Below are 24,864 nucleotides of genomic sequence, written 5' to 3'. Positions count from 1 at the left end.
CTTTGATCGGATCAGAAGGTGGTGCGGCCGCCCGACGTGTCGAAGGTGGAGGCTGTGGTGAAGCTGCACTCCTCGGACGCCATGAAGCAGACCATCGCGGCCGATTCATGCACTTCGCCCAGACGCCCCATCGGGATCTTGGAGCGCATATAATCCACCTGGCTCTGCGGCAGCTGGGCCAGGATCGGGCTTTCGAACGTGGCCGGCGTCAGCGTGTTGGCGATCACGCCCTTGCCCGCCAGTTCCTTGCCGAGGCTCTTGGTGAGGCCGATCACGCCCGCCTTGGTCGCCGAATAGGCGCTGGCGTTCGGATTGCCTTCCTTGCCCGCGACAGAAGCGACGTTGACGATGCGGCCATAGCCGTTTTTCAGCATCAGCGGCACGACCGAACGGTTGCAGTAGAACAGCCCGTTCAGGTTGATGTCGACGACCTTCAGCCAGCTGTCGATCGGGAATTCGTGCACCGGCACGGTCGCGCCGGTGATGCCCGCCGAGCAGACGAGGATATCGACCTTGCCCAGCGCCTGCTCGCTCTCGAGCGCGGCGGCGGCGACCGCCTCCGCATTCGAGACGTCGAGCGCGACGACGTGGGTGGCGCCGACCTCTTCCTTCGCCGTCGCCAGCGCTTCCGCGTTCAGATCCCAGAGGACGACCTTGCCGCCTTCCGCCACGATCCGCGCGGCCGACGCCTTGCCCAGGCCCGAGGCCCCGCCGGTGACGATCGCGCAGCGGCCTTCGAAACGACCCGCATAGACGCTCATGCGATCACCTCGTCACCCAGCTGGCGCCACTCGACGACCTTCTGCGTCTGCGTGCCGAGCTTGGCGATGCCCAGCTCCATCACGTCGCCGGCCTTCAGGTAGATCGCCTCGGGCTTCTTGCCCTCGCCCACGCCCGGGGGCGTGCCGGTGATGACCAGATCGCCCGGATAGAGCGTGATATATTCGCTGACGTAGGAGATGATCTGCTTCAGATCGAAGATCATCGTGCGCGTGTTGCCGGTCTGCATCCGCGTGCCGTTCACGTCGAGATACATGTCCAGTTCCTGCGCGTCGCCCACCTCGTCGGGGGTCACGAACCAGGGACCGACCGGGCAGAAGGTGTCGTGGCCCTTGCCCTTGCTCCACTGGCTGCCGCGCTGCTTCTGGTTGAAGCGCTCCGACACGTCGTTGGCGAGGACATAGCCCGCCACCTTGTCCAGCGCGTCTTCCTCGGAGACGTAGCGGCAGGTCTTGCCGATGATCACGCCCAGCTCGACTTCCCAGTCGGAATGGGTCGAGCCCTTGGGCAGGATCACGTCGTCATTCGGGCCGGAGAGGCTCGACAGAGCCTTCATGAACATCATCGGCTCGGTCGGGATCGGCAGGTTCGATTCGATCGCGTGGTCGCGATAGTTGAGGCCGATCGCGACGATCTTGCCGATGCCCTTGAAGGGCACGCCATAGCGCGGATCACCCTCGACCACCGGCAGCGAGGCCGGATCGACGGCCTGCGCCTTGGCCAGCGTCTCCACCGAGATATCGTCCACGAATCCGGAGAGATCGCGGATCTTGCCATCGGCATCGACGAGGCCGGGCTTTTCCTGGCCAACCGGCCCGTAGCGAACAAGCTTCATTGAAATGGCTTCCGATCAGTGAGTGTAAGGACGGTGCATCGCGATGTCGCGATTGAGCTCGACGCCGAAACCCGGCGCATCCAGCGCGGACGCCTTGAGGCGGCCATTCTGCGGCACGGGTTCGCCGATCAGCTGCGGATGGAACATCGGCACCACCTCGGTCGGCCCCGGATGCATCATCAGGAATTCGGCGAACGGCGAATTGTGGCGCGTGATGACGAAGTGGTAGCTGTAGACGGACGAGCCGTGCGGCACGACCATCTTGCCCGCGGCGTCGGCCATCGCGCTGATCTTCAGCAGCTCGGTCACGCCGCCGCACCAGCCCACGTCGGGCTGGATGATGTCGCAGCAATCCATCTCCAGCAGCATGCGGAAGCCCCAGCGGGTCGCCTCATGCTCGCCGGTCGTCACCAGCATGCCCTTGGGCACGTTGCGCTTCAGCGCGGCATAGCCCCAATAATCGTCGGGGCTGATCGCCTCCTCGATCCACTTCAGGCCCAGTTCGTGCGCGGCGATGGCGAGGCGGGTGGCGTAATCCACGTCCAGCGCCATCCAGCAATCCCACATCAGCCAGAAATCCGGGCCGACGCGCTCGCGCATCTCGGCCAGCTCGGCGATATTCTTGTGCAGCCCCTCGACGCCCTCGGCCGGGCCGTGGTGCAGCGCCATCTTGCCGCCGATGAAGCCGAATTCCTTGGCCAGATCGGGGCGTGCGCCGGTCGCGTAGAATTGCAGCTCGTCGCGCACGGCGCCGCCCAGCATGTGATAGACCGGCTCCTGCCGCAGCTTGCCGAGCAGATCCCAGAGCGCGAGATCGACGCCGGAAATGGCGTTCACGACGATGCCCTTGCGCCCGTAATACTGCGTCGAGAAGTACATCTGATCCCAGATCTTCTCATATTCGGTCGGGCTGCGCCCCTCGAGGAAGCGCGACAGATGCTTCTCGACGATGAAGGCGGCCGGCTCGCCGCCGGTCGTCACCGCGAAGCCGACCGTGCCGTCCTCGGCCTCGATCTCCACGACGAGCGTGCCCAGCACATTGATGCCGAAGCTCTGCCGCGACTGGCGATATTCGGGATATTTCGACATCGGCGTGGCGATGTGGTTGTCGATCCAGTGGCCTTCGCCCTGGTCATGATAGTCGGCACCACCGCCGCGCACGGTGAAGGCGCGGACATGCTTGATCTTCGGCAACGAAACGATCGCCACGGTCTGAAACTCCCAATGCTTCGTGCGATGCGCCTCGACATCCACATGATGGGATTTCGCGACACATCATGCCATCATGTGCGATACTGATGGCCGGTCTCGGATGTCGGAATGGGCTGGAAAAACGACGCGAAGGTCGCCGATCTCTCCCGGCTAGCCTGTTTACATTGTCTCACTTTATGGGATAGGATGTTATTAGATGAGAAAAGCGGCGTCAAACGAAGATTCCGGAGCGGCGGAAAATTCCACCGCGGGAGAGGAAAAAGCGAAGGTACAGGGTAGCCAGACCCTCCTTCGCGGCCTCGACATGCTCGATCAGGTTGTCGACGGGCCGATCAAGCTGGCCGACCTGTCGGCCCGCATGGGCCTCACCCGCTCCACCGCGCATCGCCTCGCCAACGCGCTGATCGATCGCGGCTTCCTCACCTTCCTGCCGCGCGAAGGCTATCAGCTCGGCCCCAAGCTGCTGCAGCTCGGCTTCCTCGCCCAGTCGCAGACCGACCTCGTCCAGATCGCGCGCCCGCATATCGAGGAACTGGCGCAGCAGACCGAGGATACGGTGCATCTCGGCCGACTCGATACCGATCTGGCGCTCTATCTGGACAAGATTCCCGGCCGCCGCCGCGTCGATATTTCCAGCCGCGTGGGCGACCGTCATCCCCTGACGTCGACCGGCCTGGGCAAGGCGCTCCTGCTCGACGGCTCCGAAGCCGCCTGGCAGCGCACCTTCACGGCCGATCAGACCTCCGGCGCGCCCAAGGCCGATTATGCGGTGTGGCTGGCGCGCATGCAGGATTATGTCGCCAAGGGCCGCTCCTTCGATCTGGAGGAGAATGAGGACCAGATACGCTGCGTGGCCGCCCCGATCCGCGACGCATCCGGCCGGATCGTCGCCGCGATCAGCCTGTCGAGCGCGGCGCAATATATGGACGATGCGCGCATGGAGACGCTCGGCACGAATGTGCGCGAGACGGCCGAGCGCATCAGTTCCGATCTCGGCTGGAGCTCGCGCGCGAAGCCCGGCCGCCGCTGACACCCGACCCCCAAGGACCTACGAAAAGGACAGACGATCGTGAAGCTGCTCGAAGGCAAGACCGTACTCGTCACCGGCGCATCGACCGGCATCGGCCGCGCGGCCGCCATCGGTGCGGCCAAGCACGGCGCCGATGTCGTGATCAACTATGCGCATAGCGACGGCCCGGCGGCGTCCTGCGTGGCTGAGATTGAGGCGCTCGGCCAGCGCGCCATCGCGGTGAAGGGCGACGTCGCCGATCCGCAGACCGCGCAGGATTTCGTCGCCAAGGCGGTGGACGCGTTCGGCAAGGTCGACGTGATGGTCAGCAATGCCGGCATCTGCCCGTTCCATGCCTTCCTCGACATGCCGGTCGACGTGGTGGAGCGCACCTTCAAGGTGAACCTGCACGGCGCCTATTTCATGGTGCAGGCCGCCGCCCAGCAGATGGTGAAGCAGGGCCATGGCGGCGCGATCGTCGCGGTCTCGTCCATCTCCGCGCTCGTCGGTGGTGAATTCCAGACGCATTACACGCCCACCAAGGCGGGCGTGCATTCGCTGATGCAGTCCACCGCGATCGCACTCGGCAAGTACGGCATCCGCTGCAACAGCGTGCTGCCCGGCACGGTCCTGACCGAGATCAACAAGGACGATCTCGCCGACGTCGAGAAGCGCAAATATATGGAAGAGCGCACGCCGCTCGGCCGCCTCGGCATGCCCGAGGATCTGGCCGGCCCGATCGTGTTCCTCGCCTCCGACATGGCGGCCTACGTCACCGGCGCGGCTCTGCTCGTCGATGGCGGCATGTTCGTGAACCTGCAGTAATGCTGGGCGCGGGCATCCTCCTGATGCTCGCCGCTCCTGCGGCGGCGCCCCCTCCGGCCGCCGTCGCGGGACCGCCTCCCACGGCGACGGAGGCGCCCCCCGCCCCTCTGCCCTCCAATGCTATCCTGATCGCGGGCGATTCCACCGTCTCCGACTATCAGTCGAAAGCCTATCCACAGGCCGGCTGGGGCATGATGCTGCGCTGCGCGCTGGCGCCGGGCGTGACGCTCCAGAATTTCGCGATCGGCGGCCGCAGCACGCGCACCTTCCTGTCCGAAGGCCGCTGGGACAAGCTGATGGCCGCCGTGAAGCCCGGCGACACGGTGATGATCCAGTTCGGCCACAACGATGCCGATCGCAGCAAGCCGGAGCGCTTCGCCCGCGCCTGGACCGATTATCGCGACAATCTGACGCGCTTCGTGTGGATGGTGCGCGGCGCCAAGGGCACGCCCGTGCTGGTGACGCCGGTGGCGCGCCATTCGTTCAACGATCGCGGCCTCGCCCAGGCCGATTTCGCCGAATATTCGGACGTGATGCGCGAGGTCGCCCAGAAGACCGGCACGCCGCTGATCGATCTCGAAAGCCTGTCGCGCGCCTGGCTCGACAAGACCGGGTCGGACGCGTCGCTGCGGTTTTACATGCACTTCACGGCCGAGCAGGCGCCGAACTTCCCCAAAGGCATCCAGGACAACACCCATTTCAGCGAACTCGGCGCGCGCGGCGTGGCCGATCTCGTCGCGGGCGCGCTCGCGGGGCTGAACCTGCCCATCTCGCAGAAGATCCTGGCCGACCGCCCAGATCTCACGCGCACCACGCCGCTCGGACGGGGAGCCTGCCACTGATGCATATCGATCGCCGCACGCTCCTGGCTGCGTCCGTCGCGGCCCTCTCGCTCCACGCCAGCGGATGCGGCGCGGCCACGCCCGCGTTCCCGCTGCCGCAGGGCTTCACGCGCTTTCCGATCTGGCCGGGCAAGGCGCCCGGTGGTGACGCCGTCACCGTGATCGAGAAGGAAGCGCTGCGCCGTCCGGACAGCCCGCCCGACGACACCTATTTCGAACATGTCGTGACGCCCACGCTCACGATGCTGCGCCCGAAGAAGCCCAATGGCGCGGCGATGCTGCTCGTCCCCGGCGGCGGCTATATCCGCGTCGCGATCGGGCTGGAGGGGTATGAGATTGCCCGCCGGTTCGCGGCCGCCGGCTATACCTGCTTCATCCTGCTCTACCGCCTGCCCGCCGACGGCTGGACGGCGGGGGCCGAGGCGCCGCTGCAGGATGCCCAGCGCGCGCTCCGCACCATCCGCAGCATGGCGCCGCGCGAAGGGTTCGACCCGGCCCGCGTCGGCGTGATCGGCTTTTCGGCGGGGGGCCATCTCGCCGCCTGGCTGGCGACGCAGGATGCGAAGGACAGCTACCAGCCGATCGACGCGATCGATCGCCAGCCGCTCGGCGTGAAGATCGCCGGGCTGATGTATCCGGTCATCATGATGGACGGGCCTTTCTCGCACACCGGATCGCGCAGGCAATTGCTGGGCGAAACCCCGAGCCCGGAGCGCGCGAAGGCCTATTCGCTGGAGCAGAATGTGGCGGCCGATGCGCCGCCCACCTTCATCGCCCATGCCGTGGACGACAAGACCGTGCCGGTGCAGAATTCGATCGCGATGATGCTGGCGCTGAAGCGGCAGAATGTGCCGGTGGAGAGCCATTTCTTCGAGGCGGGCGGCCACGGCTTCGGTATAGGCGCCAAATCGGCCGTCACCGCCGCGTGGCCCGATCTGTTCCTCGCCTTTGCGGGGCGCCACGGAGTTTGATGTCGATGTCGCGTCCGCGCGTTGCCTTGTTCGTTACCTGTCTGGTCGATGCGATGCGGCCCCGCATCGGCTTCGCCGCGCTCGCCACGCTGGAGGCGGCGGGATGCGAGGTGGTGGTGCCCGAGGCGCAGACCTGCTGCGGCCAGCCCGCGCTCAATTCCGGCGACCGCGCCACCGCCGAGGATCTCGCCCGCCGCACCATCGCGATGCTGGAGCCGTTCGAAGCTGTGGTGATCCCGTCGGGCTCCTGTGCCGGGACAATCCGCAGCCACTATCCCGAAATCCTCGAACATGATCCCGAATGGCTCGCCCGCGCGCAGGCGGTGTCCGCCAAGACCTACGAGATCATGGCCTATCTGGACGAGGTGCGCGGCTGGCGCCCGGACGACGTGACCCTCCCCGCCACCAAGGCCGCCTATCACGATAGCTGCTCGGGCCTGCGCGAACTCGGCATCAAGGCGCAGCCGCGCCGCCTGCTGAAGGCGGTCGAGGGGCTCGATCTCGTCCCGCTCAAGGGCGAGGAGACGTGCTGCGGCTTCGGCGGCACCTTCTGCGTCAAATATCCCGCCATCTCCAACGCGATCGTCGAGGAGAAGGCCGCCGCGATCGAGGAAAGCGGCGCGGACCTGCTGCTGGCAGGCGATCTCGGCTGCCTGATGAACATGGCGGGCAAGCTCCACCGGCGCGGCACGCCGGTACGCGCCTTCCACACGATCGAGTTGCTTGCGGGCATGGGCGACGGCGCGGCGATCGGCGAGCCGGCATGAGCGGCTTCACGGATCGCGCCGACGCGGCGCTGGCCGATCGCATCCTGAAGATCGCGGTCGAACGGACGGCGGGCACCGCCGAGGCCAAGCGCGCGATCGCCGTCGACGCCTTCCCCGATTTCGATCGCGCGCGCGATCGGGCGGCGGCGATCAAGGATCATGTGATCGCCCATCTCGGATATTATCTGGAGCAGTTCGAGGCGAACGCCGTCGCCGCCGGTGCCAGGGTCCACTGGGCGCGCACGGCCGACGAGGCGTGCCGGATCGTGATCGATCTGTGCAAGGCGGCGGGCGCCCGATCGGTCGCGCGTTCCAAATCGATGCTGGGCGAGGAGATCGGCCTGCCGCATGCGCTGGCCGAGGCCGGCATCACGCGCGTCGAAACCGATCTGGCCGAGCATATCATCCAGTTGGCCGACGAGCGCCCCTCGCACATCATCTGGCCAGCGATGCACAAGACGCGCGAGCAGGTGTCGGCCCTGTTCAAGGCCAGGCATCGCACCCCGCACGAGGAAGAGACGATCGCGGCGATGGCGGAAAGCGCGCGGCGCGAACTCCGCACGCAGATGCTGGGCGCCGACGTCGGCATATCGGGTGCCAATTTCCTGATCGCGGATACGGGCGCGATCTGCACCGTCACCAACGAGGGCAATGCCGAATTGTCGCTGGTGCCGCCGCGCATGCAGATCGTGACGGCGGGGATCGAGAAGATCGTGCCCTCGATGGCGCACGCCACGCACATGCTGCGGATGCTGGCGCGTTCGGCCACCGGCGCCGCGCTCACCCAATATACCACCTTCTACACCGGCCCCCGCCGCCCCGGCGATCGCGACGGGCCGGAGGAGATGCACATCGTGCTGGTCGACAATGGCCGCACCACGATGCGCGAAGAGGGCCTCGCGGAGATGCTCCGCTGCATCCGCTGCGGCGCCTGCATGAACCACTGCGTGGTGTTCCGGCAGATTGGCGGCCATGCTTATGGCGGCACCTATCCCGGGCCGATGGGCGCGGTGCTGACGCCGGTGCTGGATGGCCTGGCCAAGAGCCGTGATCTGCCCAATGCCTGCACGCTCAACGGCAAGTGTCAGGAAGTGTGCCCGGTCCGCATCCCGCTGCCGACGCTGCTGCGCGGCTGGCGCGAGAAGAGCTGGCGCGAGGGACTGGAGCCCAAGACGATGCGCGCGGGCCTGGGCGTCTGGGCGTGGTTCGCGCGGCGCCCGGCGCTCTATCGGATGGCGAGCGGCATGGCATTGCGCTCGATGCGCGTGCTCGGCCGGGGCTGGATCAGCAAGCTTCCGCTGGCGGACGGCTGGACCGCGCATCGCGACATGCCCGCGCCCGAAGCGCAGAGCTTCATGGCGCAATATAAGAAAGGCCGGCGGCGATGAACGCGCGCGAAGCGATCCTCTCGCGTCTCACCTCCACCTCGCCCGGCAACATCACGATCGAGGCGGACGCGTTGCTGGTCGCGCCCGAGCGGCCGGCCCTGGGCACGAACGCGCTGGAAGACGCCTTCGTCGCCAAGCTCTCCCTGCCCAGCATCGCCGCGACGCACGACCGGATCGAGACGCTGGCCGATCTGCCCGGTGCCATCGCACGCTATTGCGCGGAGCAGGGCCTGCCCCCCGCCCTCTATCTCCCGCCCGATCCGAGGCTGGGCGGAGCCGACTGGTCCGCCTTCACGCTGCACGCGGCCGCCGCGACCGAGGAACCCGCCGTGCTGGCCATCGCCCGCTGCGGCGTCGCCGAAACCGGCTCGCTCGTGTTCGAGACCGCCCCCGAAGCGCCGATGCTGCCGAACTTCGTGGCGCTCCATCACATCGTGCTGGTGCAGGCCGACGCGATCGTCGCCTATCTGGAAGAGGCGATCCTGCCGGGCGCCCAGCCGCGCGCGCATTATTGGGTGACCGGCGTTTCCGGCACCACCGATATCGAGGGCACCTACGTGCGCGGCGCGCACGGCCCCCGCTACCTTCACGTCATCCTGCTGCAGGCGCCTCTGCCGCATCGATGACCGTGAACACGTCGGCGATGATCGCATGCATCGCCGCCCGCGCGCCCGCTGCATCGCGCGCCATGATCGCGTCGTGGACCTTCGCATGGTCCGTTACGCTGGCCGTGCGCCCCTCGATCCGGTTGGTGAAACGGATCGAGGTGCGGAGCGCGGTTTCCACCATGTCGCTCAACTGGCGGTAGAAGGGATTGCCCGATCCGACGAGGATCGCGACGTGGAACGCGATGTCGGCGGCGAGCCCCTCATCCTCGCCACGCGCGGCATCACGCATCCGATCCAGCCCGGCACCGATCGCGCCGCGCTCGGCATCCGTGGCGTGGACGGCAGCCAGCGCCGCCGCCTCCGGCTCCAGCGCGATGCGGAGCTGGTTGAACTGCACCAGCAGATCCAGCGAGAAGCGCCGCTCCAGCAGCCAGCGCAGGATATCCGTATCGAACAGGTTCCAATATTCGCGCGGGCGCACCACCGTGCCTTGGCGCGGCCGCGCGCTGAGCAGCCCCTTGGCCGTCAGCATCTTCACCGCTTCGCGCGTGACCGATCGGCTCACGCCATGCTGCTTGGCCAGTTCCGCCTCGGTCGGAAACGCGGCAGCGTCAAATTCGCCGACGACGATGGCCCGCCCCAGCGCATCGACCATCCCGTAAGTGAGATTACGGCCGAGGCCGGGCCGATCCGCCTCTCTGGTCGCTACCATCCCTGTCCCCTGCAAACCTCACCCGGCTAGCACCCTTCCGACTCGCGCCACAAGCGACGCCCGTCCTCCGCGCAACCGGGCGGAGGGCTGATGCACGGCTGCAACGCCCCGCCCAAAACGCCCGAATGAGCGCGGAAGCGGCCGATATGTCTGATTATTGGCTAGCCAGCAGAAATAGGACGGTTTATAAACTGGACGTTCGTTTCACTATATGAGACGCCTGAACCAAGGCGTCCCTTCACACCCTACTAGGGGAGGCATGATCTTAATGTCCCAGGTTTCGTCCCTTACTGCGCGTTTCCGTGGTCCTTCGTCTCTCGCTCTGATCGCCACGCTGATCGCCGCGACGCCGGCCTTCGCCCAGACCGCCGCTCCCGCACCGGCCGCCCCCGCGGCGCCTGCCAATCCGCCCGCCAATCCCGACACGACCGACGCTCAGGAAATCGTCGTCTCCGGTTTCCGCGCCTCGCTCGATAGCGCGCTCGCCGACAAGCGCACCGAGACCGCCGCGATCGACAGCATCAAGGCCGAGGATATCGGCAAGTTCCCGGATTCGAACCTCGCGGAATCGATGCAGCGCATTCCGGGCGTCGCCCTGGCGCGCGGCGACGGTGGTGAAGGCAAGAACATCTCGGTCCGTGGTCTCGGCGCCGGCTTCACCCGCGTCCGCATCAACGGCATGGAAGGTACGGCGCAGGCCGGCTCGTCCGACATTTACGGCGCGCAGAACAACGGCCGCTCGTTCGACTTCAACGTCTTCCCGACCGAAATCTTCAACGGCCTGGCCGTCCGCAAGACGCCGTCGGCCGATGTCGAGGAAGGCTCGCTCGGCGCCACCGTCGACCTGACGGCGCCGAAGCCGCTCGAACAGCACAAGGATTTCCTGGTCAGCGCGACCGTGAAGGGCCTGTACAACACGGTCTCGAAGGACGTGAACCCGCGCGGCTCGCTGCTCGTTTCGAAGAAGTTCGGTGACGGCCGCTGGGGCATCCTCGGATCGCTCGCCTATCAGAAGCGCAACATCCGCGAAGTCGGCTATTCGGCCGTGGATATCCTGTCGTCGAACACCAATGGCGGCTTCTGCTCGCCCGTCGGCGTGCCGATCAACACCGCCGGCCAGACGGCGGCTCAGCTGGCGCTGCGCGGCGTGACGGCGACCAACTGCAGCACCGGCAATCCCCGCGCGACCGGACAGGCGGCGATCGACGCCTATAACACCGTCCAGAACGCGACGCGCTCCAACCTCGCTGGCACGCCCGGCAGCGGTGCCTTCTTCCCGCGTATCCCGCGCTATCTGAATTCGGAGCAGAAGCAGGAGCGCATCGGCGGCACCTTCACGCTGCAGTTCCAGCCGGACGATCGCACCGACATGTCGATCGACTTCCTCTATTCGCGCTTCCACGTCGTGCGCCGCGACAATTATATCGAGGCGATCTCGTTCGGCCGTTCGGCCTCGAACGGTGGTCAGCCGATGACCTCGATCCAGTCGATCTCGCTGTCGCCGCAGGGCTCGGTCCAGAGCGCCAGCTACACCGGCGTCGACGTCCGCTCGGAAGGCCTGGTCGACAATTTCGTCTCGACCTTCAAGCAGGCGAACTTCAACTTCAAGCATGAGTTCACCGACTCGCTCGAGCTGACCGGCCTCGTCGGCATCAACGATTCGCGCCTGCAGACGCGCCAGCGCTTCCAGTACTATATGGACGCGATCAACCAGCCCTTCTCGTTCGCCTATAACGGTTCCAGCACGCCGGAGCTGGGCTTCGGCTTCGACGTGTCGAACCCGAGCAACTTCGCTTATGCTCCGGGCACTGCGGACGGCACCGTGCTGGGCGGCTTCGGCTTCCAGGGCGCGCCCCGCTACAACGACACCAAGGGCATGACCGGCGAGCTGAACCTGAAGTGGAAGGTGGCCGAGTTCTTCAATGTGAAGGCCGGTGGCCAGTTCCGCCGCAGCAACTTCACCACGCTCTCGACCGGCTATTACACCGCCGACATCACCACGAAGTCGCTGCCGGCCGGCACCTCGGTCTCCGACATCTCTATGCAGATTTCGGGTGTCGACAAGCTGTGGGGCCATGGCGCGCCGTCCAGCTGGGCCTCGCTCGATCCGGAGAAGCTGATCGCGGCGGCCAGCCTCGATACGGCCCGCACCTGCGGCGTCACCTGCGGCACCGGCCTCACCCAGGTTCTGGAAGAGGAATCGAGCGGCTACCTGATGGGCACGTTCGATCTGCAGGATCGCCTGCCGGTCGGCGTCCGCGGCGACTTCGGCGTCCGCTTCGTCCACACCTACCAGTTCTCGAGCGCCTTCAACCCGGCCCCGCTCGGCTCGTCGCCCACCGGCGTGACCGGCGTGTTCACCTCGGCCAAGCGCTCCTATGACAATTGGCTGCCGTCGGCGAACATCGTGATCGAGCCGATGAAGAGCCTGCTGCTGCGCCTGTCGGCCTCGAAGGTGATGGCGCGTCCGGAACTGGCGACCCTCGCCCCCAGCACCACGATCAATGCCGTCACCCGCACGGCATCGATCCAGAACCCGAACCTGGATCCGATCAAGGCCACCAACCTCGACGTGGCCGCCGAGTGGTATTTCCGCCCCGGCTCGCTGCTGTCGGTCGCTTACTTCCACAAGAAGATCAGCACCTTCGTGCAGACCGTGCCGCAGATCGTGGCGTTCAACACGCTCGGCCTGCCCGATGCGCTGCTGGCCGGCTCGAACACCGCACCGACCGAACTGTTCACGGTTTCGCAGCCGCAGAACACGCCGGGCGGCAACCTGAACGGCATCGAAGTGAACGGCCAGCTGCCCTTCACCTTCCTGTCGTCGCCGTTCCTGAAGAATTTCGGCGTGCTGGCGAACTTCACGCACGTGACGTCGAAGATCAGCTACATCACCTCGACCGCCAACGGCGCCGTCACGGGCACCACGACGGCGGCGCTGCTCGGCCTGTCGAAGAACACCGCCTCGGGCACCATCTATTACGAAGACAAGAAGTTCAGCATCCGCAGCACGATCAACTATCGCGATCCGTTCCTGCGCGGCGTTCCGGCCTCGCCGGGCAGCGACGTGCAGACCAACGACAAGACGATCTTCGTCGATGCCTCGGCCTCGTACGCCATCACCGACAACATCAAGGTGATGATCGAGGGCTCGAACCTCACCGACGAGCAGAACCGCATCTATACGGACAGCACCCGTCAGGACACGTTGTTCCAGACGCGGATCGGCCGCACGATCACGGCGGGCGTCACCGTCGGCTTCTGATCCTCTCATCGTCTCCCCGACGAGATCCTCCAGGGAGGCAGGGCAACCTGCCTCCCTTTTTCTTGGCGTGAAGGAGACCGGGAGCAATGCGCTACCGGCGGTCCGCCCGTGCTCCTGCGAAAAGCAGGAGCCCAGAGCTTCGAACGCGACACTTGCAGCCCTGGGCTCCTGCTTTCGCAGGAGCACGATGGGTTCGAACGGATATCACCATACGCAGGAAGCGTAGCCGTTCGCGCAATCCCGCACCGCAAGCGCGATGCGCGCCTCACCCCCAAGCAGGCCGGACAACAAAAAAGGCGGGGAGTTTCCTCCCCGCCTCGGTCATTCCGTAATCGAACCGCGGCTTAGTGATTGTCGCGGGGCAGGCCCTTGGTCTGGGCGATGCGCTGATACTTTTCCGCGCCCTCCAGGATCGCGCCGGTGTTCATCTGGCCCACCACCGAGCGCTGGATTTCCTGCCAGGGCGTCTGCGAGGCCGGATAGGCATAGCCGCCCGCCGCCACCAAAGCCTCGCGACGGGTCGCCAATTCCTCGTCGGAGATCAGCACGTTGGCCGTGCCCTTGCCCAGATCGATCCGCACGCGATCGCCGGTCTGCAGCAGCGCCAGCCCCCCCATCGCCGCCGCCTCGGGGCTGGCGTTCAGGATCGAGGGGCTGCCGCTCGTGCCGGACTGGCGGCCGTCGCCGATGCAGGGCAGCGCCGTGACGCCCTCGGTGATCAGATAGGCCGGCGGCCGCATGTTCACGACCTCGGCCGCGCCCGGATAGCCGATCGGGCCCGCGCCGCGCATGAACATCAGGGTCGCCGGCGTGATGCCGAGCGCGGGATCGTCGATCCGGCGATGATAATCCTCCGGCCCGTCGAACACGACCGCCGGCCCTTCGAACGCTTCGGGATCGTCCGGGTTGGAGAGATAGCGATCGCGGAATTCGGGCGAGATCACGCTGGTCTTCATGATCGCGGCATCGAACAGATTGCCCGTGAAGACGACGAAGCCAGCCTCTTCCTTCAGCGGCTTGGCGAAGGGGTAGATGACCTTCTCGTCCTCGATCGCGACGCCACGGCAATTGTCGCCGATCGTCTTGCCGTTCACGGTCAGCGCGGCCTCGTTGATCAGGCCCTGCTCCATCAGCTGCGAGACCACCGCCGGCAGATTGCCCGCACGGTAATAATCCTCGCCCAGATATTCGCCCGCAGGCTGCAGGTTCACGAGCAGCGGCACCTTGTGGCCCACCGTCTCCCAATCCTTCAGCGGCAGATCCACGCCGATGTGGCGCGCGATCGCGGCGAGATGGATCGGCGCGTTGGTCGATCCGCCGATCGCCGAATTGACCACGATCGCGTTGTGGAACGCTTCCTTCGTCAGGATGTCGGAGGGCTTCAGATCCTCGCGCACCATGTCGACGATGCGCAAGCCCGTCTTGTAGGCGGCCTCCTGCCGGTCGCGATAGGGCGCGGGGATCGCGGCCGTGCCCGGCAGCATCATGCCGAGCGCCTCGGCCAGCGCGTTCATCGTCGAGGCCGTGCCCATCGTGTTGCAGAAGCCGGTGGACGGCGCGGACGAGGCGACGAGGCGGATGAAGCCCTCGTCATCGATCTTGCCCGCCGCCAGCAGCTGGCGCGCATGCCACACGATCGTGCCGGAGCCGGTGCGCTGGCCCTTGAACCAGCCGTTGAGCATCGGGCCCACCGACAAGGCGATCGCGGGCAGGTTCACGGTGGCCGCCGCCATCAGCAGAGCCGGCGTGGTCTTGTCGCAGCCGGTCGTCAGGATCACGCCGTCCAGCGGATAGCCGTACAGCGACTCCACGAGGCCGAGATAGGCGAGGTTGCGATCGAGGCCGGCCGTCGGCCGCTTGCCCGTCTCCTGGATCGGATGGACCGGGAATTCCAGCGCGATGCCGCCCGCTTCGCGAATGCCTTCGCGCATCCGCTCGGCCAGAACGAGATGGTGGCGGTTGCAGGGCGAAAGATCGCTGCCGGTCTGCGCGATGCCGATGATCGGCTTGTCCGAGCGCAGCTCTTCCAGCGTGAGGCCGAAATTGAGGTAACGCTCCACATAGAGCGCCGTCATGTCGATATTGTCGGGATTGTCGAACCACGCACGCGACCGCAGCTTAAATTTCCGTTCCTCGCCCATGATCCGTCCTAATTTCCAAATGTAGGAGTATTTATCGGCTTGCGTTCGGGAGTGCAATCGGATCCGTTGCCCGCATGTTTCGGGCGAGCGGCAGCGGGCTGGCGCCGCCGCGCAGGCCATGGCATGGGAATTATCAGACAATTGTCGGACTGATGCGGGAGGATGATGTGGAGTGCGTTTGGCCCATCGGAGCGACCCTGGGCGAAGGCCCGCTGTGGGATGACCGCACCGACACGCTCTGGTTCGTCGACATCATCTCGGGACGCGTCCACGCCTACACCCCCGCCACCGGCGCGCAGCGCACGATCGAGACGGGCGGCTATCCCGGCTTCCTGCTCGTCGACGAGGCGGGTGGCTTCGTCCTCGGGCGCGGCCATGCGCTGGAGCATTTCGACGGCGAGCGCGTGACCGGAGAGATCGCCCGCGTGGAGATGCGCGACGGCAATCGCCTGAACGACGGCACCGTCGATCCCTCCGGCCGCATCTGGTTCGGATCGATGGATTTCGGCTGCGAGCTGCCGACCGGCGCGGTTCACCTGTTTGCGGACGGCGCGCTGCGCACCGTGGGCGGAGAGGCCGCGATCACGAACGGCCCCGCCGTCACCACCGACGGCCGTTTCCTCTATCATGTCGATACCGCCGCAGGCCTGATCTGGCGCTTCGACATCGACGCGAACCACATGCTGGTCGATGGTGAAATCTTCGCCACGATCGATCCAGCCGACGGCACGCCCGACGGCGTGGTGCTGGATAGCGAGGATCATCTCTGGGTGGGCCTGTGGGGAGGCTGGGCGGCGCGCCGCTATGCGCCGGACGGCACGATCGTGCAGGTCGTGCGCTTCCCCGTCGCGAACATCACCAAGATCGCCTTCGGTGGGCCGGATCTGAAGACCGCCTACGCCACCACCGCGCGCGACAATATGGACGAGGCCGCACTGGCCGATCAGCCGTTGGCGGGCGGCCTCTTCGCCTTCCCGGTGGACGTGCCCGGTCGCCTCGCCTCCCGCGCGATCGTCGCCGCATGAGCGCGCAGTTCGTCGGCGACTGGGGCACGACCCGCCTGCGCCTGTTCCGGCTGGAGGATGGCGCGGTCGCGGATCGGCGCGACGGCCTGGGTATCGGCCAGCTGACCGGATCGCCGGCCGAGGCCCTGTCCGCCACGCTGGGCGATTGGGCCGACGCGGCACGCGCCACCGGGCTCACGCTCTGCGGCATGGCCGGATCGCGGAACGGGCTGGTCGAGGCGCCGTATGTCCCCTGCCCCGCCGGCTTCTCGGACTGGGCGGGCAAGCTCGCCACCACCGCGGTCGACGGCGTCGCGGTGCGGATCGCGGGCGGCCTGAGCGGTGCCAATTTCGCGGGTGCGTCGGATGTGATGCGCGGCGAGGAGACGCAGATCTTCGGCGCGCTGTCGCTCGATCCGTCGCTGGGCGAAGGGCGTCGCCTGCTGGTGATGCCCGGCACGCACAGCAAATGGGTGGAGCTGGACGAAGGCCGCGTCACCCGCTTCCAGACCTCGTTCACCGGCGAATTGTTCGCACTGCTGCGCGACCAGTCGATCCTCACCCGCCTCGGGTCCAACGAGGGTGTGGGCGAGGCGGACGGCGAGGATGGCTTCGCGGCGGGCCTCGCGCGCATCCGCCAGACCGGCGCGCTGATCGCCTCCCTGTTCGAGGCGCGCGCCGCCCAGTTGATCGACGGGCGCAGCCGCGCCTGGGCCACCGGCTTCCTCTCCGGACTCGCGATCGGCGCCGAGGTGATCGAAAATCTCCGCCTTGCCGCTGCGACACCAGGCACCACCGTCACGCTGATCGGCGCGCCCGCACTCGGCGCGCTCTATACGCAGGCCCTTGCGGCGGCGGACTGCGACACGATCTTGCTGGAAGGCGATCATTGCGCGCTGGCGGGCCTCGCCACGCTCACCCGATAAAGGATATTCGACATGACGATCGATGACATGCTGGCTTCGGGCGCGCCGCCGATCGTGGCGATCCTGCGCGGCATCACGCCCGACGAGATCCTGCCCGTTGCCGAGCAACTCGTGACGGCGGGCATCCGCTTCATCGAGGTGCCGCTCAACTCGCCCGATCCCTTCACCAGCATCGCCAAGCTGCAGGCCACCTATGGCGACCGCGCGTTGTGCGGCGCGGGCACGGTGTTGACGCGCGCGCAGCTGGATCAGTTGCCGGGCACCGGATCGCATCTGGTGGTGACGCCCAACACGAACCCGGAGATCATCTCCGGCGCGATCGCGCACGGTTTGTATCCCATGCCCGGCTTCGCCACGCCGACCGAGGGGCTGGCCGCCTATGCGGCGGGCGCGCGCCATATCAAGCTGTTCCCCGCCACCGGTTTCGGCGTCGTCTACCTGAAGGGCGTGCGCGAGATCCTGCCGAAGGATGCGCATGTCTGGGCCGTGGGCGGCACGGGTGCGGCCAATCTCGGCGAATGGCTGGCGGCCGGCGCGCGCGGAATCGGCGTGGGCGGCGCGCTCTACAAGCCCGGCGACAGCGCCGAGACGGTCGGCGAACGCGCCCGCGCGCTGGTGGCCGCCTGGGAGAGCGTGAAGGGCTGAAGCCCGGCGGGGCTCCGGCCCCAAAGTCACACGAAAGTCTCGCCTCTACGCGCCCGCGCGTGATGCGCTCGCGCGTGAGGGCCTCGGGGTGAAACGACTGGCCGAGGGTGCTGACGGTGCGGGCCGGCATGGACGACTCCGGTTCGGGGAGCCGTGGCCGATGACCTGGTTGGTTTTCTGTAGGACTGCGACGTAGCTGTCCTACAGGTGGGTGGCGATGTGGTTTTCTGATGACCGCCATCGCCCCACTAGCGGACACAAGGGTTAGGTGTCAGCCTATGCCGATGAAGCTCATTCAACTCGACGGCTCGGCTTGGATGTCCCCGGACGATTTCTTTGCTGCCCTCCTGCCCGCACTTGGCGCGCCAAGCTGGCACGGTCGGAGCCTCAATGCCCTCGACGACAGTTTATACGGTGGGATTAACGAGGTGGAGCCGCCATTCACGGTGGTAATCGCGGGGGTGTCCGGTCTGTCAGACGCTATGAGGGCTTTTCTCGGGGAGGCCGTGCAGGTGTTTGTCGACGCGCGGAAACAATACGGGCAAGATGTGGCCCTTGAGTTGAGGTAAGCGACCGCTTTCCACCCATAGCGGCCATTCCTCGTCCTCCCCCGCCAGGGGGAGGTGGCGCCGAAGGCGACGGAGGGAGAGGTCAGCGACCAGCCTGCTGCCGCCCCCTCCGTCAGGCTAAAGCCTGACACCTCCCCCTGGCGGGGGAGGATCAAATAGACTTTCCTTCCACCAGCAAGGGCGACACGCCGCCCCGCCGCCCCCTCACCTCACTTCAGATCGAGCATCACCACCGACTTTGCCGGCAGCGTCACCGTCAGCGTGCCGCCGCTGAGTGTGGCGCCGTTGAACGCCACGGGCACCACCGTCTCCGGCTTGGCGTAGCTGTTGAGCGCGTTCATTGCCGGGGCGGTGATCACTTTGCCACTCACCGCACTGCCCGCCACGCCCGTCAGGCTCACCGTCACGGTCGCCGGGCGGTTCGGATCGGCGTTGGTGAGGCCGACATGGACCACGCCCGCTTTGTCCTTCACGGCCGAGCCGCTGACGGCGGGCACCGCCCATTGATCCTTGCCATACCACGGGCTCTTCAGCTCGATCGGCAGGACGGTGGCGTCCATGTACGGCTTGTACATCTGGAAGACGTAATAGGTCGGCGTCTTCACCATCTTCGCGCCGTCCGTCAGGATCATCGCCTGCAGCACGTCCACCATCTGGGCGATGGCCGTCATCCGCACGCGATCGGCATATTTGGCGAAGATGTTGAGGTTGATGCCCGCCACCAGCGCGTCGCGCAGCGTATTCTGCTGGCGCAGGAAGCCGCGATGCGTGCCCTCGTCCTCCTTGTACCAGGTGCCCCATTCGTCGACGGCGAGGAAGATGCGCTTGGCCGGATCATATTTGTCCATGATCGCGGTATGCTTGGCGAGGATCTCGTCCATCTTCCACGTCCGGGCCATCGTCTCGGCCCACTGGACCTCGTCGAAATCGGCCGAGGGTGCGAATTTGTCGAAGCCGTGCGGCACCGTGTAATAATGGAGCGAGAGGCCGCCGACCGCCTTCTGCGCATCGCGCATCATCACTTCGGTCCAGTGATAATCCTCGGCATTGGCGCCGGAGGCGATCTTCGTGATCTTCTCGCCATAGGGGACCTTCACGAAGGTGGCGTAGCGGCGCGTCTCGTCCGCCGCATAGTCGGCGCGCATATTGCCGCCGCAGCCCCACAATTCGTTGCCGATGCCGAAATAGGGCACCTTCCACGGCGCCTTGTGGCCGTTCTTCGCGCGCTCGTCCGCCAGCGTGCCGGCGGGGGCCGTCATATATTCCACCCACTCGGCCATTTCGGTGGGCGTGCCGTCGCCGACATTGCCGGAGATATAGGCCTCGGCGCCGACCTGATCGAGCAGGTCCATGAACTCGTGCGTGCCGACCGTGTTCGGCTCGATCACACCGCCCCAATGCGTGTTGACCTTCACCTTGCGGCCGGCCTGCGGGCCGATGCCTTCGCGCCAGTGATATTCGTCGGCGAAGCAGCCGCCCGGCCAGCGGATCGTGGGCACGCCCAGATCCTTGAGCGCCGTCACCACATCGTTGCGGAAGCCGCGCGTGTTCGGGATCTTGCTGTTTTTGCCCACCCACAGGCCACCATAGATGCCGGTGCCGAGATGCTCGGCGAACTGGGTGAAGATATGCCGGTCATAGACCGGGCCGGGCGTATCGCCCTTGATCGTGGCGGTGGCCGTCAGCGCCTCTTGGGCGCTGGCCGCGATCGGCGTGGTGGCCAGCAGCAAAGCCAGTGTCGCGCCGCCTAGCTTCCGGATCATCAGCGATTTCCCTCCTGTTCGCCCGGCCGGTCTGGCCGGTTATTCGTTCCTGTCGGGGCTGGCAGGGTTCGTTGCCCCTGCGCTCTCCCCTCTTCCTGAGAAGTATGTGCCCCCTGATCCGTTCGTGCTGAGCCTGTCGAAGCACGGGCTTCAGGCGCTGCGTTCGCAGCACGTTCTTCGACTTCGCTCGGAACGAACGGGCCTTGGGGAGCAGAGCCCCCCTTAGTCGTGAAACTCCTCGACCAGTTCGCGGCGGCCGCGCAGGAAGGCGTCGGCCACCAGACGCATCGGCGAAATGTCGACGTCGCTCTCGCCCGCCTTCACCAGATGGGCGAAGCGCGCATAGAGGCCCGGATATTCGTGATCCTCGCTCTTATGCTCGCCGTCCGGCAGATAGAGTTCGGCACCGCCCTTCGAGAGCTTCAGCGTGCCCGCATCCGTCTCCACCGTGATGTCCCACGTCTGCGGGCCGGTCTGGCGCCAGTCGAGGTCCATCGCAATCGGCGTACCGTGCGCATCGCGGAAGCTCAGCATCGCCGCGATCGGCGCGGCGCGGTTGGCCGGAAGCGACAGCGTGCCTTCCTCCAAAAAGAACGGACGCGGCAGGATATGCGTCGCGATCGAGAGCGCGTTGATGCCGGGATCGAACACGCCGAGGCCGCCCGGCTCCCAGATCCACGCCTGCCCCGGATGCCAGACGCGCACATCCTCGCGCCACACGATCGAGGCGCTGTGAATGTCGCGGCCCGCCAGCCAGGCGCGCGCCGCGCCGACACCCGCCGCATAGCGCGAATGCCAGCTGGCGAAGAGGGTGACGCCCGCCGCCTTCGCATATTGCTCCAGCACCGCCACTTCGGCGAGCGTGGCGCCCGGCGGCTTTTCGAGGAACACATGCTTGCCCGCCGCGATCGACGCCTGCGCCAGCGCATAGCGCACCTGCGGCGGCGTGCAGAGCGCGACCGCGTCGAACGCGGTGTCGCTCGCCAGCAGTTCGTCCAGCGTGCGGAACAAGGGCACGCCGCCCGTGGCCTCGCCGCGCGAGCTGACGGTGGCCGCCAGCTGGAAATCGGCATTGCCGAAGATGGAGGGCAGATGCTGATCGTGGGCGATCTTGCCCATGCCGACGACGGCCACGCGGATCGGCCCGAGCATCAGAGCGCCTTCACGACCGAAGGCACCGCCGCATCGCCGGGCGCACGCGCCAGCGGATTGGCGAGCGGCAGCGTGAAGGGCGCCGCCTCGATCTCGAACACGTCACCCGGCTGGGTGGCGATGCCGTCGCTGAACGAGAGCGTCGCCGTGCCGAAGAAGTGGACGTGCAGATCGCCCGGCCGCCGGAACAGATCATATTTGAAATGATGATGTTCGAGGTTGGCGAGCGTGTGGGACATGTTGTCCTCACCCGACAGGAACGGCTTTTCCCAGATCACCGCGCCGTCGCGCTTGATCCGGCTGGCGCCGCGCACATCCGTGGGCGCATCGCCCACCAGCAGCTCCGGCCCGATCGAGGCCTGGCGCAGCTTCGAATGGGCGAGCCACAGATAATTGTGCCGCTCGGTCACATGATCGCTGAACTCGTTGGCAAGGCACAGGCCCAGCCGATAGGGCGTGCCGTCGTCGCCGATCAGATAGACGCCCGCCAGTTCCGGTTCCTCGCCGCCATCCTTGGCGAAGCTCGGCATCGTCAGCGGCGCGCCGGGATCGACCAGCTGCTGGCCGTCGCCCTTGTAGAACCATTCGGGTTGCTGGCCGATCGCACCCGCGCCGGGCTTGCCGCCCTCGAGGCCTTCGAGGAACATGCGCATGCTGTCGGTCAGCGTCTCGGCCGCGGCGGCCGCCTTGTGCATCTTGTCGCGCCCCTCGGCCGAGCCGAGATGGGTGAGGCCGGTGCCCGTCAGGATCACGTGCGCCGTATCGGGATGGTCGATCGGCGCGATCAGGCGGCCGGCCGCGTGCGCCGCCGCCAGATCCACCTCGGCGCCTTCGCCCGCTGCCGCCACCGCTTCGGCCAGGCTCTGGCTCGCCGCGATCGCCGCCAGCGCCAGCTCTCGCACGCTGGTGGCACCCGGGACGATCGTCGCCCGATCGCCCTGCGCCGCGATCACGGAACGCGCGCCATTTTCATCACGATGCTGCAGCAGCCTCAGGCTCATCCGCTCTTCTCTCTTCCTATGGGGGATCATGCCCGGCCGGGTCTTGTTCTGAATGGCGCCCGGCCGGGCTTCGTCTGGTGTTTTCTCAGCCGAGCGAGGGTTTCCCGTCGATCAGCTTCGGCACATCCGCCGCGCCGTCGCGAAGCTCGGGCGGCAGCAGCGCCTGCCCGAAATTCTGGTAGGAGACGGGGCGCAGGAAGCGATCGATCGCCAGCGTGCCGACCGAGGTGGTGCGCGCGTCCGACGTCGCCGGGAACGGCCCGCCATGCACCATCGCATGCGTCACCTCGACACCCGTGGGCCAGCCATTGACGAGGATACGGCCGACCTTGCGCTCCAGCAAAGGCAGCACCGCCTCGGCCAGCGCCTCGTCGCCATCGTCCATGTGCAGGGTCGCGGTCAGCTGGCCTTCGGCGCCCGCGATTACGGCCTTCAGTTCCGCCTCGTCCTTGCAGCGGACGAGGATCGACGAGGGACCGAACACCTCATGCCCCAGCGCCGGATTGGCGAGGAAGGCTTCCGCCGTGGTCGAGAAGAAAGCGGCGCGACCGAAATCGCTGCGATCGCCCTCCAGGCCGCGCGCCAGCGTCTCGACATCGGCGCTCCCGGCCAGCGCCTCGGCGCCCTTGTCGTATGCGTCGTGAATGCCCTGCGTCAGCATCTGGCCGGCGGCGGCCCCCGTCAGCGCCGCGCTCGCCGACTGCACGAAGGCTTCGAGGCCTTCGCTCTCGATCGCGATCAGCAGGCCGGGATTGGTACAGAACTGGCCGACGCCCATCGTCACCGACTGGGCGAAGGCCGTGCCGAGCGCCGCACCGCGCGCGGCCAGCGCCGCCGGCATCAGCAGCACCGGATTGATGCTCGACATCTCGGCATAGATCGGGATCGGCACCGGACGCGACTGGACCAGCTTGGCGAGCGCAAGACCGCCGCCGCGCGATCCGGTGAAGCCCACCGCCGTGATGCGCGGATCCTGCACCAGCGCCACGCCGACATCGTTGCCCGCACCCGTCACATGGCCGAACACGCCCTCCGGCATGCCGCAGGCCGCGACCGCGCGGCGGATGGCGGCGGCGACCAGTTCGCCCGTCGCCGGATGCGCGGGATGGCCCTTCACCACCACCGGGCAACCGGCGGCGAGCGCGGAGGCGGTGTCACCGCCCGCCGTGGAGAAAGCGAGCGGGAAGTTCGACGCGCCGAACACGGCGACCGGGCCCAGCGGGATCATGCGCAGGCGCAGGTCCGGGCGCGGCAGCGGCGTGCGCTCCGGCAGCGCGGGATCGATCCGCACGCCCATCCAGAGGCCCGCGCGCACGACGCTGGCGAACAATTTCAGCTGGCCGACGGTGCGGCCGCGCTCGCCCTCCAGCCGCGCGGTCGGCAGGCCCGATTCGCGCGAGGCCGTCTCGATCAGGTCTGCGCCGATGGCCATGATCTCGTCGCCGATCCGCTCGAGGAAGGCGGCGCGCGCCTCCCGGCTCGTGGCGCGATAGGTGTCGAAGGCGGCCTCGGCGGCGACACAGGCGGCTTCGACGGCGGGGAGGATCGGGGTGCTGCTCATTACTCGGACAATAAGCGCGCCGAATGCGGGTGGCAATTGCCCGATGCATCCGACTCGGGCACTGATACGCGCGATGGAGCGAACGGGACCCGATCTGGACGGGATAAACAGCGCGGATGCGGCGGAGCCGGCCACCGTCGGGCGCGCGCGTCGCGGCACGGGACGGCGGCTGCATGGCGCCATCGCCAACAAATTGGGGCGCGCGATCGTGGGCGGCGATTATGCGCCCGGCGATCGGCTGGAGGGCGAAGTCGCCTTCTCCGAAAGCCTCGACGTCTCGCGCACCGCCTATCGCGAGGCGGTGCAGGTGCTGGTCGCCAAGGGGCTGGTCGAAAGCAAGCCCAAGGCGGGCACGCGCGTCCTGCCGCGCTCGCGCTGGAATCTGCTCGACCCCGACGTGCTGGCCTGGGCCTTTTCCGGCCAGCCGCACATGAATTTCGTACGCAACCTGTTCGAGCTGCGCTCGATCATCGAGCCCGCCGCGGCGCGTCTGGCGGCCGAGCGGCGCGACCGGACCGATCTGAAGATGATGCGCGATGCATTGGCCGCGATGCGCCAGCATACGCTGGCGACGGACGAGGGCCGCGCGGCCGATCGCGATTTCCACCGCGCGATCCTGCAGGCCACGCGCAACGACGCGATCATCGTGCTGAGCGCCAGCATCGGCGCGGCGGTGAGCTGGACGACGGTGTTCAAGCAGCGCGGCCAGCCTCTGCCGCGCAATGCCATCCCCGATCACGCCCGCGTCTATGATGCGATCGCGGCGGGCGATCCCGATGCGGCAGCGGAAGCGATGCGCGTGCTGGTCGCGCTCGCGCTGGACGATACCGCCAATATGGTGGGGTGAGGCCCCGGCCTCCTGAGCCCCCTCACTCGCAATGACGAGAA

22 protein-coding genes are annotated in these 24,864 nt (G+C 67.0%); 13 read left to right on the top strand and 9 right to left on the bottom strand.

What is annotated here, in order from left to right; genetic code table 11:
* Positions 1-11: 11 nt before the first annotated feature.
* Genes HL653_RS08075 through rhmD form a run of 3 tightly spaced genes read right to left on the bottom strand, consistent with a single transcriptional unit; the run spans position 12 to position 2,824 of the window.
* A complete protein-coding gene (locus tag HL653_RS08075) occupies positions 12-761 on the bottom strand; it encodes an SDR family NAD(P)-dependent oxidoreductase (RefSeq protein WP_171744069.1) in 750 nt (249 codons plus the stop codon).
* Positions 758-1,615 carry a fumarylacetoacetate hydrolase family protein gene (locus HL653_RS08070; protein WP_171744068.1) on the bottom strand — a complete coding sequence of 286 codons (858 nt, stop codon included), beginning with the start codon at positions 1,613-1,615 and terminating at the stop codon, positions 758-760. Before HL653_RS08070 ends, HL653_RS08075 begins: the two co-directional genes overlap by 4 nt.
* Positions 1,616-1,630: 15 nt before the next feature.
* Entirely contained in the window at positions 1,631-2,824 is a 1,194-nt protein-coding gene (gene rhmD, locus HL653_RS08065) for an L-rhamnonate dehydratase (RefSeq protein ID WP_171744067.1), read from the bottom strand.
* 199 nt (positions 2,825-3,023) lie between these two features.
* Here rhmD and HL653_RS08060 point away from each other — a divergent pair, with 199 nt between their 5' ends.
* From HL653_RS08060 to HL653_RS08030, 7 genes are read left to right on the top strand one after another with little or no spacing between them, the layout of a single operon-like run.
* On the top strand, positions 3,024-3,857 hold the full coding sequence (locus HL653_RS08060) for an IclR family transcriptional regulator (protein ID WP_171744066.1): 834 nt from the start codon (positions 3,024-3,026) through the stop codon (positions 3,855-3,857).
* A gap of 39 nt (positions 3,858-3,896) precedes the next feature.
* Positions 3,897-4,661 carry an SDR family NAD(P)-dependent oxidoreductase gene (locus HL653_RS08055; protein WP_171744065.1) on the top strand — a complete coding sequence of 255 codons (765 nt, stop codon included), beginning with the start codon at positions 3,897-3,899 and terminating at the stop codon, positions 4,659-4,661.
* Complete coding sequence (locus HL653_RS08050) at positions 4,661-5,503, top strand: rhamnogalacturonan acetylesterase (protein ID WP_253717713.1); 843 nt, start codon at positions 4,661-4,663, stop codon at positions 5,501-5,503. The genes HL653_RS08055 and HL653_RS08050 overlap by 1 nt, the downstream gene beginning before the upstream one ends.
* The gene (locus tag HL653_RS08045) at positions 5,503-6,474 is read left to right on the top strand and encodes an alpha/beta hydrolase (RefSeq protein ID WP_171744064.1); all 972 of its coding nucleotides are present in this window, start codon (positions 5,503-5,505) and stop codon (positions 6,472-6,474) included. The genes HL653_RS08050 and HL653_RS08045 overlap by 1 nt, the downstream gene beginning before the upstream one ends.
* A gap of 5 nt (positions 6,475-6,479) precedes the next feature.
* On the top strand, positions 6,480-7,241 hold the full coding sequence (locus HL653_RS08040) for a (Fe-S)-binding protein (protein WP_171746844.1): 762 nt from the start codon (positions 6,480-6,482) through the stop codon (positions 7,239-7,241).
* A complete protein-coding gene (locus HL653_RS08035) occupies positions 7,238-8,629 on the top strand; it encodes a lactate utilization protein B (protein ID WP_171744063.1) in 1,392 nt (463 codons plus the stop codon). The genes HL653_RS08040 and HL653_RS08035 overlap by 4 nt, the downstream gene beginning before the upstream one ends.
* On the top strand, positions 8,626-9,255 hold the full coding sequence (locus HL653_RS08030) for an LUD domain-containing protein (RefSeq protein WP_171744062.1): 630 nt from the start codon (positions 8,626-8,628) through the stop codon (positions 9,253-9,255). Before HL653_RS08035 ends, HL653_RS08030 begins: the two co-directional genes overlap by 4 nt.
* Here HL653_RS08030 and HL653_RS08025 read toward each other — a convergent pair.
* Entirely contained in the window at positions 9,221-9,949 is a 729-nt protein-coding gene (locus tag HL653_RS08025; protein WP_171744061.1) for a FadR/GntR family transcriptional regulator, read from the bottom strand. The genes HL653_RS08030 and HL653_RS08025 overlap by 35 nt on opposite strands.
* A gap of 259 nt (positions 9,950-10,208) precedes the next feature.
* Here HL653_RS08025 and HL653_RS08020 point away from each other — a divergent pair, with 259 nt between their 5' ends.
* A complete protein-coding gene (locus HL653_RS08020; RefSeq protein ID WP_253717707.1) occupies positions 10,209-13,214 on the top strand; it encodes a TonB-dependent receptor in 3,006 nt (1,001 codons plus the stop codon).
* Between the two features lie 344 nt (positions 13,215-13,558).
* Here HL653_RS08020 and HL653_RS08015 read toward each other — a convergent pair whose 3' ends face one another.
* Positions 13,559-15,355 carry an IlvD/Edd family dehydratase gene (locus HL653_RS08015; RefSeq protein WP_171744060.1) on the bottom strand — a complete coding sequence of 599 codons (1,797 nt, stop codon included), beginning with the start codon at positions 15,353-15,355 and terminating at the stop codon, positions 13,559-13,561.
* A gap of 167 nt (positions 15,356-15,522) precedes the next feature.
* On the opposite strand from HL653_RS08015, the gene HL653_RS08010 reads away from it, so the two are divergent.
* The 4 genes from HL653_RS08010 to HL653_RS07995 all read left to right on the top strand — a co-directional run bounded on the left by HL653_RS08010 (position 15,523) and on the right by HL653_RS07995 (position 18,499).
* Entirely contained in the window at positions 15,523-16,380 is an 858-nt protein-coding gene (locus HL653_RS08010; protein ID WP_253717705.1) for an SMP-30/gluconolactonase/LRE family protein, read from the top strand.
* Entirely contained in the window at positions 16,377-17,285 is a 909-nt protein-coding gene (locus tag HL653_RS08005) for a 2-dehydro-3-deoxygalactonokinase (RefSeq protein ID WP_171744059.1), read from the top strand. Before HL653_RS08010 ends, HL653_RS08005 begins: the two co-directional genes overlap by 4 nt.
* Positions 17,286-17,297: 12 nt before the next feature.
* Entirely contained in the window at positions 17,298-17,930 is a 633-nt protein-coding gene (locus tag HL653_RS08000) for a 2-dehydro-3-deoxy-6-phosphogalactonate aldolase (RefSeq protein ID WP_171744058.1), read from the top strand.
* A 278-nt stretch (positions 17,931-18,208) separates the two neighbouring features.
* The gene (locus HL653_RS07995) at positions 18,209-18,499 is read left to right on the top strand and encodes a barstar family protein (RefSeq protein WP_171744057.1); all 291 of its coding nucleotides are present in this window, start codon (positions 18,209-18,211) and stop codon (positions 18,497-18,499) included.
* Between the two features lie 209 nt (positions 18,500-18,708).
* Here the strand turns inward: HL653_RS07995 and HL653_RS07990 are convergent, their stop codons facing one another.
* From HL653_RS07990 to HL653_RS07975, 4 genes are all read right to left on the bottom strand, one after another.
* Complete coding sequence (locus HL653_RS07990) at positions 18,709-20,262, bottom strand: alpha-N-arabinofuranosidase (protein ID WP_171744056.1); 1,554 nt, start codon at positions 20,260-20,262, stop codon at positions 18,709-18,711.
* Positions 20,263-20,484: 222 nt separating this feature from the next.
* On the bottom strand, positions 20,485-21,414 hold the full coding sequence (locus HL653_RS07985) for a Gfo/Idh/MocA family protein (protein WP_171744055.1): 930 nt from the start codon (positions 21,412-21,414) through the stop codon (positions 20,485-20,487).
* Positions 21,414-22,415, bottom strand: coding sequence for an AraD1 family protein (gene araD1, locus HL653_RS07980; RefSeq protein ID WP_171744054.1), 1,002 nt, complete (start codon positions 22,413-22,415; stop codon positions 21,414-21,416). The genes HL653_RS07985 and araD1 overlap by 1 nt, the downstream gene beginning before the upstream one ends.
* A gap of 85 nt (positions 22,416-22,500) precedes the next feature.
* Positions 22,501-23,976, bottom strand: a complete 1,476-nt coding sequence (locus tag HL653_RS07975; protein WP_253717702.1) for an aldehyde dehydrogenase (NADP(+)) — start codon at positions 23,974-23,976, stop codon at positions 22,501-22,503.
* Positions 23,977-24,049: 73 nt separating this feature from the next.
* Here HL653_RS07975 and HL653_RS07970 point away from each other — a divergent pair, with 73 nt between their 5' ends.
* A complete protein-coding gene (locus tag HL653_RS07970; RefSeq protein ID WP_171744052.1) occupies positions 24,050-24,823 on the top strand; it encodes a FadR/GntR family transcriptional regulator in 774 nt (257 codons plus the stop codon).
* The last annotated feature ends 41 nt before the right edge of the window (positions 24,824-24,864 follow it).

This window comes from Sphingomonas sp. AP4-R1 (assembly GCF_013113735.1).
Lineage (GTDB): Bacteria > Pseudomonadota > Alphaproteobacteria > Sphingomonadales > Sphingomonadaceae > Sphingomonas_I.
The sequence above is the reverse complement of the archived record's forward strand: the minus strand, read 5'-3'. Positions and strand labels throughout refer to the sequence as shown.

Coding starts and splice junctions, on each gene's coding strand:
- HL653_RS08075 (WP_171744069.1), bottom strand. CDS start 761: ATGAGCGTCTATGCGGGTCGTTTCGAAGGCCGCTGCGCGATCGTCACC.
- HL653_RS08070 (WP_171744068.1), bottom strand. CDS start 1,615: ATGAAGCTTGTTCGCTACGGGCCGGTTGGCCAGGAAAAGCCCGGCCTC.
- HL653_RS08060 (WP_171744066.1), top strand. CDS start 3,024: ATGAGAAAAGCGGCGTCAAACGAAGATTCCGGAGCGGCGGAAAATTCC.
- HL653_RS08050 (WP_253717713.1), top strand. CDS start 4,661: ATGCTGGGCGCGGGCATCCTCCTGATGCTCGCCGCTCCTGCGGCGGCG.
- HL653_RS08045 (WP_171744064.1), top strand. CDS start 5,503: ATGCATATCGATCGCCGCACGCTCCTGGCTGCGTCCGTCGCGGCCCTC.
- HL653_RS08040 (WP_171746844.1), top strand. CDS start 6,480: ATGTCGCGTCCGCGCGTTGCCTTGTTCGTTACCTGTCTGGTCGATGCG.
- HL653_RS08035 (WP_171744063.1), top strand. CDS start 7,238: ATGAGCGGCTTCACGGATCGCGCCGACGCGGCGCTGGCCGATCGCATC.
- HL653_RS08030 (WP_171744062.1), top strand. CDS start 8,626: ATGAACGCGCGCGAAGCGATCCTCTCGCGTCTCACCTCCACCTCGCCC.
- HL653_RS08025 (WP_171744061.1), bottom strand. CDS start 9,949: ATGGTAGCGACCAGAGAGGCGGATCGGCCCGGCCTCGGCCGTAATCTC.
- HL653_RS08020 (WP_253717707.1), top strand. CDS start 10,209: ATGATCTTAATGTCCCAGGTTTCGTCCCTTACTGCGCGTTTCCGTGGT.
- HL653_RS08015 (WP_171744060.1), bottom strand. CDS start 15,355: ATGGGCGAGGAACGGAAATTTAAGCTGCGGTCGCGTGCGTGGTTCGAC.
- HL653_RS08005 (WP_171744059.1), top strand. CDS start 16,377: ATGAGCGCGCAGTTCGTCGGCGACTGGGGCACGACCCGCCTGCGCCTG.
- HL653_RS08000 (WP_171744058.1), top strand. CDS start 17,298: ATGACGATCGATGACATGCTGGCTTCGGGCGCGCCGCCGATCGTGGCG.
- HL653_RS07995 (WP_171744057.1), top strand. CDS start 18,209: ATGCCGATGAAGCTCATTCAACTCGACGGCTCGGCTTGGATGTCCCCG.
- HL653_RS07990 (WP_171744056.1), bottom strand. CDS start 20,262: ATGATCCGGAAGCTAGGCGGCGCGACACTGGCTTTGCTGCTGGCCACC.
- HL653_RS07985 (WP_171744055.1), bottom strand. CDS start 21,414: ATGCTCGGGCCGATCCGCGTGGCCGTCGTCGGCATGGGCAAGATCGCC.
- araD1 (WP_171744054.1), bottom strand. CDS start 22,415: ATGAGCCTGAGGCTGCTGCAGCATCGTGATGAAAATGGCGCGCGTTCC.
- HL653_RS07975 (WP_253717702.1), bottom strand. CDS start 23,976: ATGAGCAGCACCCCGATCCTCCCCGCCGTCGAAGCCGCCTGTGTCGCC.
- HL653_RS07970 (WP_171744052.1), top strand. CDS start 24,050: ATGGAGCGAACGGGACCCGATCTGGACGGGATAAACAGCGCGGATGCG.